The sequence below is a fragment of the Nocardia sp. CC201C genome, from assembly GCF_030010695.1.
Classification (GTDB): domain Bacteria; phylum Actinomycetota; class Actinomycetes; order Mycobacteriales; family Mycobacteriaceae; genus Nocardia; species Nocardia otitidiscaviarum.
Genome location: NZ_JASCXP010000001.1, coordinates 39215 through 54607 on the forward strand (window position 1 = coordinate 39215; position 15393 = coordinate 54607).

The 15393-nt window shown below is 69.8% G+C and carries 17 protein-coding genes; 15 read left to right on the top strand and 2 right to left on the bottom strand.

Going from position 1 to position 15393, the window contains the following annotated elements:
* Positions 1–7: 7 nt before the first annotated feature.
* Positions 8–478: an HK97 gp10 family phage protein gene (locus QK444_RS00285; RefSeq protein WP_282775875.1), complete on the bottom strand. Its 471-nt coding sequence runs from the start codon at positions 476–478 to the stop codon at positions 8–10.
* Between the two features lie 3 nt (positions 479–481).
* Positions 482–763 (bottom strand): hypothetical protein, encoded by a 282-nt coding sequence (locus QK444_RS00290; protein ID WP_282775877.1) that lies wholly within the window; start codon positions 761–763, stop codon positions 482–484.
* A 67-nt stretch (positions 764–830) separates the two neighbouring features.
* Between QK444_RS00290 and QK444_RS00295 the strand changes: the two genes are divergently transcribed.
* The 15 genes from QK444_RS00295 to QK444_RS00365 all read left to right on the top strand — a co-directional run bounded on the left by QK444_RS00295 (position 831) and on the right by QK444_RS00365 (position 15350).
* On the top strand, positions 831–1121 hold the full coding sequence (locus QK444_RS00295; RefSeq protein WP_282775879.1) for a hypothetical protein: 291 nt from the start codon (positions 831–833) through the stop codon (positions 1119–1121).
* Positions 1118–2758: a hypothetical protein gene (locus QK444_RS00300; protein WP_282775881.1), complete on the top strand. Its 1641-nt coding sequence runs from the start codon at positions 1118–1120 to the stop codon at positions 2756–2758. The genes QK444_RS00295 and QK444_RS00300 overlap by 4 nt, the downstream gene beginning before the upstream one ends.
* Positions 2755–3096, top strand: coding sequence for a hypothetical protein (locus QK444_RS00305; protein ID WP_282775883.1), 342 nt, complete (start codon positions 2755–2757; stop codon positions 3094–3096). Before QK444_RS00300 ends, QK444_RS00305 begins: the two co-directional genes overlap by 4 nt.
* Positions 3086–5896, top strand: a complete 2811-nt coding sequence (locus QK444_RS00310; RefSeq protein WP_282775885.1) for a phage minor head protein — start codon at positions 3086–3088, stop codon at positions 5894–5896. Before QK444_RS00305 ends, QK444_RS00310 begins: the two co-directional genes overlap by 11 nt.
* Complete coding sequence (locus QK444_RS00315) at positions 5893–6165, top strand: hypothetical protein (protein ID WP_282775887.1); 273 nt, start codon at positions 5893–5895, stop codon at positions 6163–6165. The genes QK444_RS00310 and QK444_RS00315 overlap by 4 nt, the downstream gene beginning before the upstream one ends.
* Before the next feature lie 86 nt (positions 6166–6251).
* Positions 6252–8900 carry a 2'-5' RNA ligase family protein gene (locus QK444_RS00320; RefSeq protein ID WP_282775889.1) on the top strand — a complete coding sequence of 883 codons (2649 nt, stop codon included), beginning with the start codon at positions 6252–6254 and terminating at the stop codon, positions 8898–8900.
* Positions 8897–9136, top strand: a complete 240-nt coding sequence (locus tag QK444_RS00325; RefSeq protein WP_282775891.1) for a hypothetical protein — start codon at positions 8897–8899, stop codon at positions 9134–9136. Before QK444_RS00320 ends, QK444_RS00325 begins: the two co-directional genes overlap by 4 nt.
* A 2-nt stretch (positions 9137–9138) precedes the next feature.
* Positions 9139–9279 carry a hypothetical protein gene (locus QK444_RS00330; RefSeq protein ID WP_282775893.1) on the top strand — a complete coding sequence of 47 codons (141 nt, stop codon included), beginning with the start codon at positions 9139–9141 and terminating at the stop codon, positions 9277–9279.
* Positions 9280–9357: 78 nt separating this feature from the next.
* Positions 9358–11244 (top strand): major capsid protein, encoded by a 1887-nt coding sequence (locus QK444_RS00335; RefSeq protein ID WP_282775894.1) that lies wholly within the window; start codon positions 9358–9360, stop codon positions 11242–11244.
* A gap of 78 nt (positions 11245–11322) precedes the next feature.
* Entirely contained in the window at positions 11323–12159 is an 837-nt protein-coding gene (locus QK444_RS00340; protein ID WP_282775896.1) for a hypothetical protein, read from the top strand.
* Between the two features lie 10 nt (positions 12160–12169).
* A complete protein-coding gene (locus QK444_RS00345) occupies positions 12170–12391 on the top strand; it encodes a hypothetical protein (RefSeq protein ID WP_282775898.1) in 222 nt (73 codons plus the stop codon).
* Positions 12392–12397: 6 nt separating this feature from the next.
* Positions 12398–12808 (top strand): hypothetical protein, encoded by a 411-nt coding sequence (locus tag QK444_RS00350; protein WP_282775900.1) that lies wholly within the window; start codon positions 12398–12400, stop codon positions 12806–12808.
* A 10-nt stretch (positions 12809–12818) separates the two neighbouring features.
* Positions 12819–13256 carry a hypothetical protein gene (locus QK444_RS00355; RefSeq protein WP_282775902.1) on the top strand — a complete coding sequence of 146 codons (438 nt, stop codon included), beginning with the start codon at positions 12819–12821 and terminating at the stop codon, positions 13254–13256.
* Positions 13257–13266: 10 nt separating this feature from the next.
* Positions 13267–14457 (top strand): hypothetical protein, encoded by a 1191-nt coding sequence (locus tag QK444_RS00360; protein ID WP_282775903.1) that lies wholly within the window; start codon positions 13267–13269, stop codon positions 14455–14457.
* Positions 14458–14657: 200 nt separating this feature from the next.
* Positions 14658–15350 (top strand): hypothetical protein, encoded by a 693-nt coding sequence (locus QK444_RS00365; protein ID WP_282775905.1) that lies wholly within the window; start codon positions 14658–14660, stop codon positions 15348–15350.
* Positions 15351–15393 lie beyond the last annotated feature (43 nt).

The window sequence follows — 15393 nt, forward strand, 5'->3', positions numbered from 1 at the left end:
GGGGTTCCTAACTGGTGGGGTGGCGGGTGATGGCGGCGGCGCCGAAGACTTCCTCGAGCGCGCTGGTCAGGTAGGGCGAGCCGACGATGCCGCGCACGCTCTTGGCGAAGACGAACGGGCGCCGGTGTGTGGGCAGCTGCCGGACTCCGCGCGGCAGCGGCCCGACCAAGCGAGGTTTGCGGAACTTCAGCGCCTTCGCCGTCACGGGGTAGATGCGCTGCTGGTGTGGCCCGTAGAGGCCGGTGCCCTCGTGGCGGTAGCGGGCGTAGGCCAGCGGCGACCCGACCCGCACGCTCACCCCGCCGCCGGGCAGGGCGGTCACCAGGTGAGTGATCGAGGACCGCAGGCGACCTTCGTCGACCGGGCAGTTCGCGCGGGCCCGGTTGGCGATCTCGCGGCCGACCCGGTCGCCCCACTGCCCGGCGGCGGTCGCCATGACCGAGGCGATCCGCGCGCGATGCACACGCGAGCCGGTCACCGGTTACGCCTTGTCACTGCGGCGGCGCCGCCCGCGCACGGTCTCGGCGAGGGCGGGGATCTGCTCGGCGGCCGTGGCCTGCGCCTGGCCGAGGTCGGCGGCGGTCGGTGCGGTGCTGGCCGTGGCCTCGTCGGTCAGGTCCGGGCGCGGCGCGGGCTCGGGCAGGACGGTCAGTCTGCCGTCGCTGATCAGCGTGTTCACGGCCGGGGTGCGGTCGAGGGTGCGGATCTCACCGATAGCCCAGTCGCCGAATGCCTGCTCGGCTCGCGCGGTCACCTGCTCCATGAACCAGAGGATACAGTCACACTGTCTCTATGAATCGCTGCTCGGAAGGGTGCGCACCGTGCCATTCATGACCTTTCTCCTCGCCTTCGGTGCCATCGCCCGGCTGACCCGGCTGGTCACCGACGACTACCTCACCCGCGGTCTGCGCGTGTTCGTCATCCGCCGCACCGGCGCGGACAGCATCCTGACTTACCTCGTGACCTGCGCGTGGTGTCTGAGCGTGTGGGTCGCCGCTGCGGTGTTCGCCCTCGCCTACTTCCACGGCGGCGAGCCGTGGTTCATCTGGCCCGCCGCTGCACTGACCGCCTCATGGCTCTACGGCCTGGCCGCGACCCATCTCGACGGGCCCGAGCAGTGAAGCGCCGCCCGGAATCGACCGCGGCACTGATCGCCGCGCAGCTGGCCGCCGACGCCCGGCCCGGCCGCCGCACACGGGTACGCGAGATGCCCGGCGCGGTCGTCGCCGAATACCTCATCGACCAACGCACCCAACGCAATCCGACCGCGCCACCACGAGCGATCACCGCAGCGGCGCAGATCCTCGCCGGGCCGACGGTCGCGCGCACGAACGCGAAGTCGACGAAACAGAAATGGCAAGACGAGGTCTGGCAGCTGCGCGATGACATCGGCGAGTTCCGGTTCTCCGGTGACCGGATCGCCCGGTCGGTATCGCTGATGCGGCCGATCATCGCCAAGGTCGAATCTCTCGGCGACGAGCCGGTGGAGGTCGCCGACGGGCTACCGGCCGAGCTGGGGCTGCGGATGTTCTCCGACCCGAGCGCGACCAGCCAGAGACTGTTCCGTGCCGCCCAGCACGTCGTCTTCAACGGCGAGACGCTGCCGATCATCCGCGATATCGACGATGGACGGTTCGAGTGGGAGCCCTGCTCGGTGCAGGAGCTCACCCCGGCAGGCAAGAATTGGCAGTACAACGACGGTCTCGATACCCGCCGCCTGGACCCGACCGAACATGTCGTGCGGGCCTGGATTCCCGCGCCGATGCAACGGGCGTGGGCCGACTGCGGAGCGCGGGCGATCCTGCCGGTCGCGCGTGAGCTGCGCGGACTGACCGAACACGTGTCGGCACAGATCGATTCGCGCCTCGCCGGTGCGGGCGTGCTGCTGGTACCGCAGGAGATCGAGACGCTGCGCGGCCAGGGCAGCCCCACCCCTGAGGACGCCGACGACGATCTCGATCCGTTCATCCGCGACCTGATGGAAATGATGCTGACCCCGATCAAAGATCGGTCCAGCGCCGCGGCCTTGGTGCCGCTGGTCGCGAAGGTTCCCGGCGCGCTGGTCGACAAGATCAAGCACCTGAAATTCTCCGAACCGCTGGACCCGAAGGCCCAAGAGCTGCGCGCCGAGGCGATCCGCCGCATCGCGCTCGGCATGGATTCCCCACCCGAAGTGCTGCTCGGCCTCGGCTCCGGGTCGAATCATTGGTCGGCGTGGGCGATCGGCGAAGAAGACGTGAAACTCGCCGTCGCGCCGGTGGCCGTGGTGATCCTGCACGCGCTCACCACCGGGTGGCTGCATCCGCTGTTGCAGGCCGAGGGCGTCACCGATTGGCAGAACTACCTCGTATGGTTCGACGCCAGCGCCCTGCGGCTGCGCCCGGACCGATCCAGTGACGCGCGGGATCTGTTCGACCGCGGCGCGCTCAGCCGCGAAGCGATGCTGCGCGAGAACGGATTCGGCGACACCGACCTGCCCGACGATCAGCAAGCGCGCGAGAACCTGCTGACGAAACTGCTCGTCGGCGCGCCGTCGCTGGCACCGCTGCTGCTGCCGATGCTGGGCATCGAGGTCGACGCGTCGGTGCTGAACAAGACCAGCGCCATCGCCGAGGCCACCGACGGCGCCGCCCCCGACACACCCGCCGACGACCAGCCCACACCACCGCCAGACGACGACACCGGCGACCGACAGCGCGCACTGCCGGAGGGGCCGGGCTCCCCCGGTGATCGCCCCGATCAGGAACCGACGCCATGAGCGACCCGGATTGCCTGATGCTCGCCGTCGAGGTCGGTGTGCTGCGCGCGCTCGAACTGGCGGGCAAACGCGCACGCCATACCGGCGGACGCCCTCAGCGCGGCGAGCTGTGGAAGCTCGACGCGTGGGAGGTCCACACCCGCCGCCGCCTCGCCACCACCCACGCCCAATGCGATCGGCTGCTCACCGGTGCGTGGGATCTGCTGCGCACCGTACTGCCCGACCAGGCGCGGGTCCTGGCGGCTGCGGACTGGTACACCCGCGAGCTGATCGTGACCCAGCAGCCTCACCGGGCGGCGGACCTACGGCGCGTGCTGGCGGTGGCCTGTGAGCCGTGACCCCTGGCTCGGGGCGCGCCTGCACGCCAGCAACCGGCAACGCCGCCTCGAGACCGGCGTCCACGCGGGCGTGATGGCCGTGATGCGGGTGTGGCTCGACACCGCCCGCGCCCTGGTCCTCGGCCAGCAGCTTCCCGCCGCAGCGGTCCGGCTGCTCGACCGGCCGGGCGCGGTGACCGCGGCCGGCGCCCCGGACATCGATGCCGCCCGCGCCGCGACCGAGGTGTGGGCGCGCGGGATCGCCGAGCACGTCGACCCGGTCCTCTCGCAAGCCTTCGGCGAGGGATTCCTCGACGCGTCCCGGCGCGCGGACATCTCACCGCTGCCGTTCCAGCTGGACTATCTCGAGCGCGTCCACGACCGGTTGAAGATCTGGCCCGAGGAAGCGTTCGAGGAACTGCGCCCCGAGCTGCTGGAAATGCTGTCCGAGGGCATGGACTACGACCAGATGACCGAGCGCATCGGCCGCATCCTCGATATCGACGCACCCACCCGCCGCATCCGTGCCGAGATCTCCGAGATCGATCGCCAGATCGCCGACCCGGATATCTCGGCCGCCGACCGGCGCGCACTGCGAGCTCGGCGGCGCGCACTGTGGGAGCAACACGACGAGTCGCTGCTCGAATGGCAGTGGAAGGCCCGGCGTATCGCCCGGACCGAGACCCACGGCGCGATCGAGGGCGGCGCCCTGGCGGCGGCGCAGGCAGTGGAAGAGGCAGGCGGTCAAGCCACGTACAAACGGTGGCTCGCCACCACCGACGAACGCACCCGCGGATCGCACGTGGTCGCCGACGGGCAGATCGTGAAGCTGCGCGAACCGTTCCGGGTGGGCCGCGCCGAGCTGCAGCATCCCGGCGAGGCCGGTGGTCCCGCGCACGAAGTGATCCAATGCCGTTGCACCGCACTGTTTATGCGAGAGGACGAGGTACAGGCCGAGCTGCAAGGCCCATGGGGTGGGCGCGGTGTGTCCCCCGGCGGTGCCCGCATCGGCCCCGACGACGAGGACGAGGTCGACGCCGCGCTGGGTCGGTGGCGGCGCGAGCAACGCGGCGAAGTCGTCGACGACACCGACGCCATCGAGGACGACGGAGAAGACCCCACCCCGCCCGAGGACGAGCCCGCCGACGACGACAGCGAACCGGACCCAGACCCAGACCCAGACCCAGAGCCGGACCCGGACCCGGAGCCGGAGGACCAGGGCGAGGACGACGACCTCGACGACCTCGTGATCGACGACGAAGACGATCTCGACGACCAGGGCGACGACGGCGATCTGCTCGACGACGAGGACGAACTCGACAACGAGGACGAGGACGAGGAGCCTGACGAATCCGACGAGGACACCGACGACGACCGCGACGAGGTCGATGAGTTCTTCGCCCAGTTCGACGACGACGAGGACCACACCGACGAGCACGAGCCCGTTCTCGATGAGGACACCGAGCCGATCCTGTCCCCGGCGACACGCAAACGGATCGAGCAGGCCGCCCGCGCGCTACCCGAGGGCGCCAGCGAATGGGACGCGCTCACCGCGCCGGTGACGGTCCGGCCGCGGGAGACGTTCCTCGAACGAACGATCTGGCAAACCGAGCGCGAGCTCACCGCACAGCGCACCGAACTCGCCACCCTCGCCACCGATCGCCGTCTGGCCGGGCTGCGCGAGCTGGACACCGATGCGCTGTGGTCGGAGTCCTACCGACTCCAGCGGCTCGAAACCGAACTCGAGGGCAAGCTCTCGCGGGCCCGGTCCCCGCGCAGTATCGAGAAACTGCGCCGCGACCTGGACAAGACGCGCGCTCAACGCACAGTGATCGAGCAGTACATGAACGTGCGCAACCGCATCGAGGTCAACGAGAAGACGCTGCGAGACATGCGCGATAACCCGCCGACCGGCGCGGCCTGGCAGCGCGAGGTGTGGCCGCTGACCGAGTCGCCCTACCGCAAGGACAGTTACGGCAACCTCCTGCCACCGGCCGCGCTCGACGCGCACCTCGACGAAGTGCTCGCCGTCGGCGCTGCCATGTGGGACGACATCGCCGCGCGGCTGCAGCGCGATCCGGTGCTGCAGCGGGCCCGGCGTGCGGAGAACCGCCGCCCGCTCAGCCTCGACGAACTGCACGAAGCCCGGCGTACGCGGGTACAAATCGAGGCCGAGATCATCCGCGCCGCGTTGGCCGAGGTACGCGAGTTCGCCGGACACGAGCAGCGCGCGAGCATGGCACCGCCGTTCGGGGTTCGGCGGCCGTCACCGGGTGCCCTCGATGACCTGCGCGCGGCCGAGCAGGTGTTCCCCCGCCGCTGGCTCGAGGCCGCCGACGCACGCGGCGAACTGACCCTCGGTGAAGACCCGCGCGCCTACTTCCGGGCAGGCGGGACAGGGCGCAACGACCTGATCGCCGCGAACGAGCCGGGCACGATGCCCGGATACGACGGTGCGTTCGACACCTACGAGCGCGAGGTGATGGCCCACGAACTCGGCCATCGCATGGAGCAGGCCATACCGGGGCTGATGCCGCTGGAATACGCGCTGGTGCGCCGCCGCGCGACCAAACACGGGCAGCTCGAACCGCTCACCCCGATCTACTACGGATCGAACGAGATGGCCCTCGCCGACCAGTGGCGCCATCCCTACGCTGGGAAGACCTACTCATCGAGCACCCATCCCGACCCGGCGAAGGTGGCGCACGAAGCGTTCCAAGTGGGATTGCAAGATCTGTTCGGCCGCTCGACCACCCGCTACGGCGACGACGATGGAGGCGAATTGACCAGGTTCATGATCGCGCTGCTGGTGCTGCTATGAGCTGGACCGTGTACAGCCGCACCCACATCGGCCGGTGGCTGAACTGGAAGGGCCGAGACTGGAAAGCCGACGCCGAGACCACTGCGGCCCTGACCACCCCGGGATTCGCGTTCCCGCTCACTCCGACCGGTCCGGTACAGCGCGGGTACGGGCCGGGCGAATCCGAGCTGCTGGCCGCGGCCCTCGCCGTGATTCCGGCGCCACGGACCGCCGGACCGGTACCGGAGTATCCACGGGTTCCGACACCACCCGACGGCGCGATCTCCTAGACGCTGAGGCCGGACAGTGCGCCGGGTCCGGCGCTGCCGCGATAATCACAGAGACATTCGAACTGTCTCCATGATCGGAGCCGCTGATGACCACTCCCGTCGACATCGTCGAGCCGACTACCGCCGAGCCGGGTGGTCCGCCGACCGGGTGGCGCGGCCCGATCCTGCCGGTCAACACACCCTCCGGTGACGGCCGCGAGTTCACCCTCGTCGGTGACAGCGTGCCGCACCGGCCGCTGCCGCTGCCGCTGATGGCACAAGCTGCTCTCGACGACGGGCACCGGGGCGGGGTGGTGATCGGGCTGATCACGCGCCTGTGGGTGCAGGACGGTGCGGTGTGGGGTGAGGGCAGCTTCGACTTGGTCGACCCGATCGCCGCCGACTGGGCGGGGCGGATGGCACGGGGTGTCGCCGGATGGGTGTCGGCGGATCTGTCCGATATCGCGGTCACCGAGGTACCGCTCGACGCCGACGGCAACGAGGTACCGGCCGAGGTGTACACCGCGTGGCTGACGGCCGAGCCGGTGCCCGGTCAGCCACCGGAACCGAGCCCGGTCGTCGACTGGCTCTACCGATTCGACCGCTGGAAACTCATGAGCGCGACCCTCGTCAGCACTCCGGCATTCGAGGGCGCCCAGATCGCTCCGGCCGCCGACGTGGCCTTGACCGCCGCCGCCGAGCCCGGCACCTCACCGGCCGACGACGAGGGCGGCAGCGACGGCGGCAAGCCCCAGCACACCGGCGCCATGGTCGCGCTGGTGCCCGCGGCCGAGGACGCCGCGCGGCTGGCCCTCGACGGCGGTGAGCCCGTCGACGAACTGCATCTCACGCTGGCTTACCTCGGCGAGGCCGCAGAGTGGACGCCCGAGCAGACCGACGCTGTGCGCATGGCGATCAGTGAACTCGCGCCATCGGGGCCGGTGCTCGGTGAGGTGTGGGGGCACGCGCTGTTCAATCCCGACACCGACGGTAAGCAGCCGTGCGCGGTCTACCTCGTCGGTGCCGACGGTCTCACCGATCTGCGGCAGGCGGTACTCGGCGCGCTGCTCGACACCGGCGGTCCGGTCCCCGAACAACATGATCCGTTCGTGCCGCACGTGACCGCCGGGTACGAGCTGGGGGTCGACCAGCTCTCTGCGACCGGGCCGATTCGGTTCGATCGGCTGCGGGTGGCCTTCGCGGGCAGCAACGACGACATCGCCCTGGAACCAGTCACCGCGGCGCTGACCGCGGCGGCGGTCGTCTACGACCACCGCGATTTCCTGGTGCCTGAACCGGATGAGGTGACCGCGCTGACCATCACCGACGACGGTCGCGTGTTCGGGCATCTCGCCGAATACGACAGCTGCCACATCGGATTCGACATCTGCGTCTCGCCGCCGGTCAGCGCCTCCGGGTATGCGTACTTCCACCAGGGCGAGATCCGCACCGACACCGGTCCGCTCGCGGTCGGAAAGATCACCCTCGGCACCGGGCACGCCAGCCTGCACGCCAGCGCGCGCGCCGCAGCCGAGCACTACGACAACACCGGCTCTGCGGTCGCGGTCGTCCGCTGCCGCGACGGTGCGCTCGGGCCATGGCTGTCGGGGCGCATCCTGCCCGGAATCTCCGACGAGCGGGTCGACGAACTGCGCCGCTCAGGGATCTCCGGGGACTGGCGCGGCGTCCGGCGCGGCAGCTCGGACATCGAACTGGTCGCGGTGCTGGGGGTGAATGTGCCGGGATTCCCGGTGCTGCGCCGGGCCCTGGCCGCTGCGGGCGTGCGGTCGCTCGTCGCTGCCGGAGTGCGCCGCCGTCCGGCCGCCGCTGTGCCGCGGGTACATCTGGCGACGCTGCTGCACCGGCGACGGGTCACCTCGGCCGCCACGCGAATGCGTGCGCTGCGCGCCGACACCGTGGCCCGGCGCATCGCCCAGCTGAAGAAGGAGCGGCGAGTACGCACCCCGGAGGGCGCGAAGAAGTACGGCAAGCCGATCGGGTCGCCGATCGGTGGTGGCCGCACGGACAAGCCCGACGAGGAGCCCGAACCTCGTTCTCGCGCTGGGGGTTTGTCGAGCATGCCGGAGATCCGCCGCCTCTTCGACCTCGACGACGACGAGCTATTCACCACCTTGCAAGCCGGATTCGACGGCGAGTACGGGCGGGGCCAGGACGGACATCCGCCGCTGCGATTGGCGATGATCCAGGCCGAGACCGAGGAGTCGACCACCGGGCGGCGCATGGTCCACGCCTACGGGCAGATCCTCGATCACGAGGGCAATCCGGTAGGTCGCATGCAGCGCACCTTCTACCTCGAACGCGACGGCGAGGTGCATGTCGAGCACGCGCTGCTCAAACTCGACGAGCCCGTACGCGGGCGCGGATTCTCGACGGATCTGTTCAACAACCTGCACAGCTACTATGAGCGCTCGGGAGCGACACGGATCAGCATCTTCGCCAGCGATGACGATGGCGGATGGGCTTGGGCGCGTACGGGTTTCGACTGGAACAACGCCAACGATCACATGACGCGCAACAACCGGTCGTCGATGATGAACCAGATCATGACCGTGCGCCTGGACCCGGCGACCTCGGCCGCGGACGCCGCGGCGATGGATGAGCTACTTTCCCGTTTCGCGGGCCCACCGGCGGGCTGGCCCTCGCCATTGGAGTTGACCAGGCTTGCCGGGGACAATCCCCGCCTCGGCGAGCAGATTCTGCGGGGGTCGGATTGGTATGGAGTGATGTGGTTGTGAGCGAGGACGTGCGCCCGGAAGTGCAGGAGTTCATCAAGGACCGCAGCCGTGCGACGGCGAAGCTGTACCGGGAATTCATCAAGGCGCGCGGTCTGGATATCGACGGCGCGAACTGGAGCGATGCCGACCGCGCCGACTATGAGGCCGCGGCCGATGCGCTGATCGCCGAGTGGCAGGTCAAGCAGCGTGAGCTGCTGCAGTCACTCGGCCCCGACCAGCCCGAAGACAAGGAGTGATCATGGGGTGCGGTTGTGGACCCACGCGTGTCCTGCATCAGGTGGTCCATCCCAGCGGGCAGACCATCACCTATCCCGACGAGGCGACCGCGCGCGCGATCGCCGATCAGGTCGGTGGGACGTACCAGGCGATCCAGCGGTGAGCGGATACAGTAGACGCAGCTAAGCCGCTGGCTCCGGGCCGGGCATCCATCCTTTTGGTTGCCCGCACGGAGGCAGCAGTGAAGATCACGCTTCAGTCCCTTATCGATGCCGCGACCGGCGCGGGCGAAGGTCAGTCCCCGGCTGATGCTGTCGCTGCCCTGCTGGCCGAGGCGCCCAGCGATATCGACGTTCAGGCTCTCCTCGACCAAGCCATCGACAAGTTCGGCGAGTTGAAGGGCGACGGCTCGGCCGGTTACTCCGAGGACGAAGTCGCCGCGCTCGAAGCCCTCGCCGACGTGGCGACCGGTGTGCGCACCGAAGTCCAGCGCCGCGAGCAGGTCATCAGCGACCAGGCCGCCCGCATCGCCGAGCTGGCCGCGCGCGTCACCCCCACCCCCGACGAGGGCACCGACACCAGCGACACCACCGACGAGGGTGAAGGCGGCGAACCGGCGACCGGTGAGGACACCAGCGCGGGAGAGCCCGCCACCGACGCGACACCGGCCGACACCCCGCCCGCCGACACAGCACCGGCGACACCGGCCGAGCCCGCAACGGCACCGGCGGCCGAACCGGCGCTCGTCGCCGCCGCACCGCCGCGGCGTCGCGCCGTGCGGCTGTCCGACCTGCCCGCGCGTGAGGTGCGTCGTCCCGATCCGACGCCGCGCGGTGTGGCGATCACCGCCGCCGCCGAGATCGATGGGTATGCCGCTGGTGCGCCGATGGCGGATCTGGGTGCGGTCGCACGCGCTGGTACCAGCAAGTTCGACGCGTTCCCGCGCGACATCGTGCCGAACACACGTATCCACGCCGGTATCGCGCAGTTCGCGATCGCGTTCCCCGACGACCTGATCACCCGCCACCCGACCGAGGACGCGAAGGTGATCGAGCGAGCCGTCGATCCGTCGCGGCTGCCGAACGCCTCGCTGGTGGCCGCCGGTGGCTGGTGCTCGCCATCGGAACGGCTCTACGAGATGTCGCCGATCCTGGCCGACGCCTCGGCCGGAATGATCGATATCGCCGATGTGCAGTCCCCGCGCGGTGGTCTGATGTGGACCGAGGGTCCGGACTACACCGCGATCTACAACGGCACCGGGTTCATCCAGACCGAGGCGCAGGCCATCGCGGGCAGCGGGTTCACCACCCCGACCGGCGGCACGATCGCCGGAACCACGAAGCCGATCTTCCGGGTGCCGTGCCCGGACAACTGGGAAGAGGAGCGCGCCGAGGCGATCGGCTTCGGCATCGCGGGCGGCATCCTGCAGCACGACGCGTATTCGGAGCTGACCGAGGACGTGATCGCGCACGCACTCATCGCGCACGCCCACCGCGTGAACGCGCGCACCATCCACCGCATGGTCGCCGAGGCGGGTTCGACGATCGCGATCAATCTGGGTCCGTCGGCGACGCCGTCGCTGCTGAACTCGATCGATTGCCAGATCACCGACATCCGCTACCAGAACCGGATGAGCGACGACGCCGCACTCGAAGTGGTGCTGCCGCTGTGGGTTAAGCCGGTCGTGCGGGCCGATCAGGCGGTGCGCACGAACTCCTCGACCACCGAGGCGTACGACGTGGTCGACGCCCGGATCGATGACTGGTTCGCGCGCCGGAACGCGGTCGTGCACTGGGTGTACGACTGGCAGGACGCCTTCACCGGCGTCGCCTCCGGTTTCGGTGGCGTGACCCCGGTGACCGCGTGGCCCACCTCGGTCGAGGCGCTGGTGTACGTCGCGGGCACCTACCTGCGTTCGCGCGGTGACGTGATCACCATGAGCGCGGTCTACGACAGCACCAATCTCGCCAACAACGATGTGCTGCACCTGTTCACCGAAGAAAAGCTGATGGTGATCAAGCGCCGCTACAAGCCGCGGCGGCTGAGCATCGCGTTGTCGGCGAACGGGTCGACCGCGCTGGGCCAGGTCCTCGACGCCAACGGCAACGTCGTTCCGCCTGCGCCGTAGTCGGTCTGAGCCCCGGTCACCGCATCGCGTGGTGGCCGGGGCTGTTCCGGTTCCGCCCATCAGCCAGGAGGCAATCCGGTGGCATTCCCGCCGATCATCGTTCCCGCCCCCACTCTCACCCCGGCGCGGGCCGGGTTACGCGCGGCGGCCGACCAAGTCACCGACGCCGCGAACCTGAACCGCGGCATCGCGTGGGAGCCGCCACCGTGCGGGCCCGCGCACCTCGATCCCGCCACGTGCGCCGATCCCCCCACCAACCGGGTACTCGACGACGGGCTCGGCGCCTTGGACCGGGCCGAGCCGATCCACACCTACGCCGGATTCGTCTGCCGCGCTGTCGGTCTCACCGAGCAGGAAATGCTCGACCGCGCGGCCACGGCCCTGGCGAGTGGGGAATGGACCGCTGTCGAGTCCGCGGTGTGGTCGAGTACCCATCTGCGGCTGATGCGCGATGTCGCCGTGCCCGCTGACGACGACCCCGCCAACACCGCGGTGCTGTCGGCCACCCCGGTCTCGCTCGTGCACGGGATCGCGCTGGCCGAGGCGTTCCTCGCCGCGAACTACGGCGGTGTCGGTGTGCTGCACGCGCCGCGGCTGGTGGCCGCCCACGCGGCTGCCGCACAGCAGATCAGCATCGAGACCGGGCGCCTGGTGACCGCGCTGGGTAACCGGTGGGCCTTCGGTGCCGGATATCCGAACACCGGGCCCGACGGTGCTGCGGCGGCGGCCGGTACCGCATGGCTCGTGGTCACCGGCGCGGTGTTCTACCGGCGGGGCCCGGTCGTCCATCGGCCTGCCCGCATGACGCAGGCATTCGACGCGAACACCAACGAAATTCGGTCGGTCGCCGAGCGCGTCTATGTCGTCTCGTGGGACGACTGCGTGCGCGCCGCGGTCCCGGTCACCCTCACCTAGGAGCGCTGCCGTGCCCACCATCCTCGCCGTCAACAACAACGCGATCGAGATCGCCGAAAAGCTGCTCGCCGCCGCGGGCGACCGACCCGATCGGGTCAAGGTCGTCACCGGCGGCAAGTACCTCGGTTTCAGCGTCGACGACGACCTCGCGCGCGCGGCCGGATTCACCGCCGAGCCAGCGCGCGCCGAGACACCCAAGCCTGCGGCCAAGCGCGCACCACGCGCGAAGTAGCTCGTCATGACGGTCATCTCCGATACCTGCGAAGACCTGGGCGGGCACGCCGACATCGGCGCGATCCAGTTCCGTGCGCCGCTGCTGCGGGACGCGGCGGCCGGTGATCGCATCATCACCTCGCAATGGGTGTCGGTGCCGATCGCGGCCGATGGCTCGTTCACCTCCCCGGACTTCGAGCCCGGTCCGGCGCGCGTACGAATCGAGGGCCGCGCCTACGACATCGAGATCCCCGACTGGGCCACCCCGGTCCGGCTCGGTCCGCTGCTGGCCGCCGCGCTGCCGGTGCCACCGAGTGAGGAAGCGAGCGCGGTGCGCAACCTCGGCGGGATCTCCGGTGCGCGGACGATGACCCTCGACGCCTTCCAAGCGCTGCCCAGCCCCAATGCCCACACCCTCTACGTGATCCCCGAATAGGAGCTGAGTCATGGCAGTCACCGCGAAGTGGTACGGCCCCGGCCTGAAAGCGTTGTGCAACAAGGAAATCGACTGGGATTCCGACAGCATCCGCGCGATGCTGACCACGGCCACCTACGTCCCCAACCAGGACACCCACGGCTACAAATCCGATGTGACCAACGAGATCACGGGCACCGGATACACCGCTGGCGGTGTCTTGCTGACTACGATCCCGCTCAGCTACGACGCAGGATCGAACCGGGTCATCCTCGACGCGAACGACATCTCATGGCCGAGCGCGACATTCACCGCCCGCAACCTGGTGATCTACGACGACACCCCCGCGACCGCGGCGACCAAGCCGCTGCTGGGGTTCGTCGACTTCGGCGCCGACCAGTCCCCGAGCGGGATCACGTTCTCGGTCATCTGGGATGCGCTCGGCGTGCTGAACCTGACCGCGGCCTGACAGCGCCGCGATGGGGCTGTTCGTTCTCGGCGCACCCGTGCACCGAATCTATCTGGGCGACCAGCGGATTCGGCGGGTCTACCTCGGCGGCACGCTGGTGTGGGCCGACGTGGAAGGCATGGTGCTCGCCCCAGCCGCGACCGGGACCGCGGTGCTGCCGGTGCCGGTGCTGGGCGGCGAGCTGGCCGCGGTGGCGGGCGAGGCGAGCGCGCAGGCGCCGATCCCGGCGTTCGGTGCCGCGCTGCCGGTCCCGCCCGGCGAAACGACGGCCGTGCTGCCGGTGCCCGCGCTGAGCCTGGCCGTCGGGGCACCCTCGGCCGCCGCGGTCGCTGCCATGCCCGAGGCCGAGCCGGTGTTCGTCGAATCCATCAGTGCGCCATCGGCGCTGGCGTCCGCAGTGCTGCCGGGTCCGCTGCTGGACCTCGCGGTGCTGGCACCGTACGCCGACGCCACCGCGATCATGCCCACGCCGGTACCGACGACGGCGCTGCTCATCCAGACGCCGCCCGCGCTCGCCGACGCCCAGCTACCTGCCCCTGCGGTGGTGCTGCTGGTGGCTCCGTCGGCGGCGGCGGCCGGAGCGGACACGATCGCGCCGGTGCTGGCGCTGGCCGCGCCGGTGCCGTCCGGGACGGCGACGGCGGCCATGGCGGCGACGGTGTCGAGCGTGGTACCCGCGGTCGCGGCGACGGCAGCCTCAGCGACGCCGGTCCCCGGTGTGGGGATGGCGGTGGTCGCGCCGGCCGCGGCGGCGACGGCGACGATGCCCGCGCCGACGACACCGACGTTCGCGCCCTCGCGGATGAACAAGAACGGCACGCACTCGATCACCGCGACCTCGCCGACGTTTCAGGCCGTGCAGAACTGGGTCGCCGACACGACGGCCGCGCCGGGATCGACGGTCAGCTCGCATGCCCTGGTCACCCAGGGCGGCAAACCCGCCGCGCTGATCGAAGTGCAGTACAGCATCGCCAACAGCAGCGCGGGGTCGGTCTCGGCGACGATCCAGATCCGCGTGAACGGCGCGATCGTCAAGACCGGATCGGCCACACCCTGCGCCGGATTCCAGACGACCACTGTGCAGCTCAGCCACACCATGGACCTCGCCAACGGCGCGCTCGTCTCGGTCGAGGTCACCTCGAATTTCAGTGGGTCGCTGACGATTCAGTCGGGCAGCGCGACCTACGTGCGGATCACCTGACAGGGGAGGGGGTGAGTGCGCGTGTGGGAGTTGATTCGAGCCGGTCTGGTGTTCGTGGCTGAGGCCATCCTGTTTTTCCTGACCTGAGGCCCCATGGCTCGACCGCGTACCAGGGATGGGCGCGGTCGAGCGACTATTCTCTGAGTAACTGCGCTGCTGGCTGCGGGCCGAGCCACCGATCACCTCGGCTGGAGACCCCGATGCCTTCTACCTGCTGGTCCAGCGTCCGCGGCAAGGTCGCACGACTCACCAAGCTCACCAATTGCGGCGCCCCCGCGGCCGGGCCGACCAATTCCCTCGCCACCGACGGTTTCACCTCGGTCGAGTACGCGCCCGAGTACGAGGACGGCGAAGAGTCGAGCCTGAAAAAGGCCGATGGCCGATTCGCCTACCTGTTCAAGGACGACGACCAGATCAAGTGGGTCAACGTCAATGTCGCGTTCACCGGCGTCAACCCCGACGCGCTGGCGATGATCCTCGGTCAGCCGTTGGTGATGGACCACGACGGCAACGCCGTCGGCATCCGGGTCGGGCAGGTCATCGGTACCGACTGGGCCCTCGAGACCTGGACCGACATTCCCGGTATCGCGTGCACGACCTTGAAGCCCTACGGGTACTTCCTGGCGCCGTGGCTGCACGGTGGCCGCCTGGCGAGCTTCACGATTCAGAACGGCGCGGCCGAGTTCAAAATCGAGAACGCGCGCACGCAGCTCAATCCGCAATGGGGTGTGGGCCCCTACGACGTGGACCTGCAGCCCGCGGTCGCGCCCGACCCGCCCGCGCCGGGCAAGCTGCTCGCCCCGATTGCCGCCGACCAGCATCTCGACATGCACATCACCTACGTCGCGCCGCCCGCGACGGCGTGCGCGGCGACGGCGCTGGTCATTCCCTGATGCCAGCGTGCGGATGGGTGGTGGCGTGGCCGAGCGCCTACGA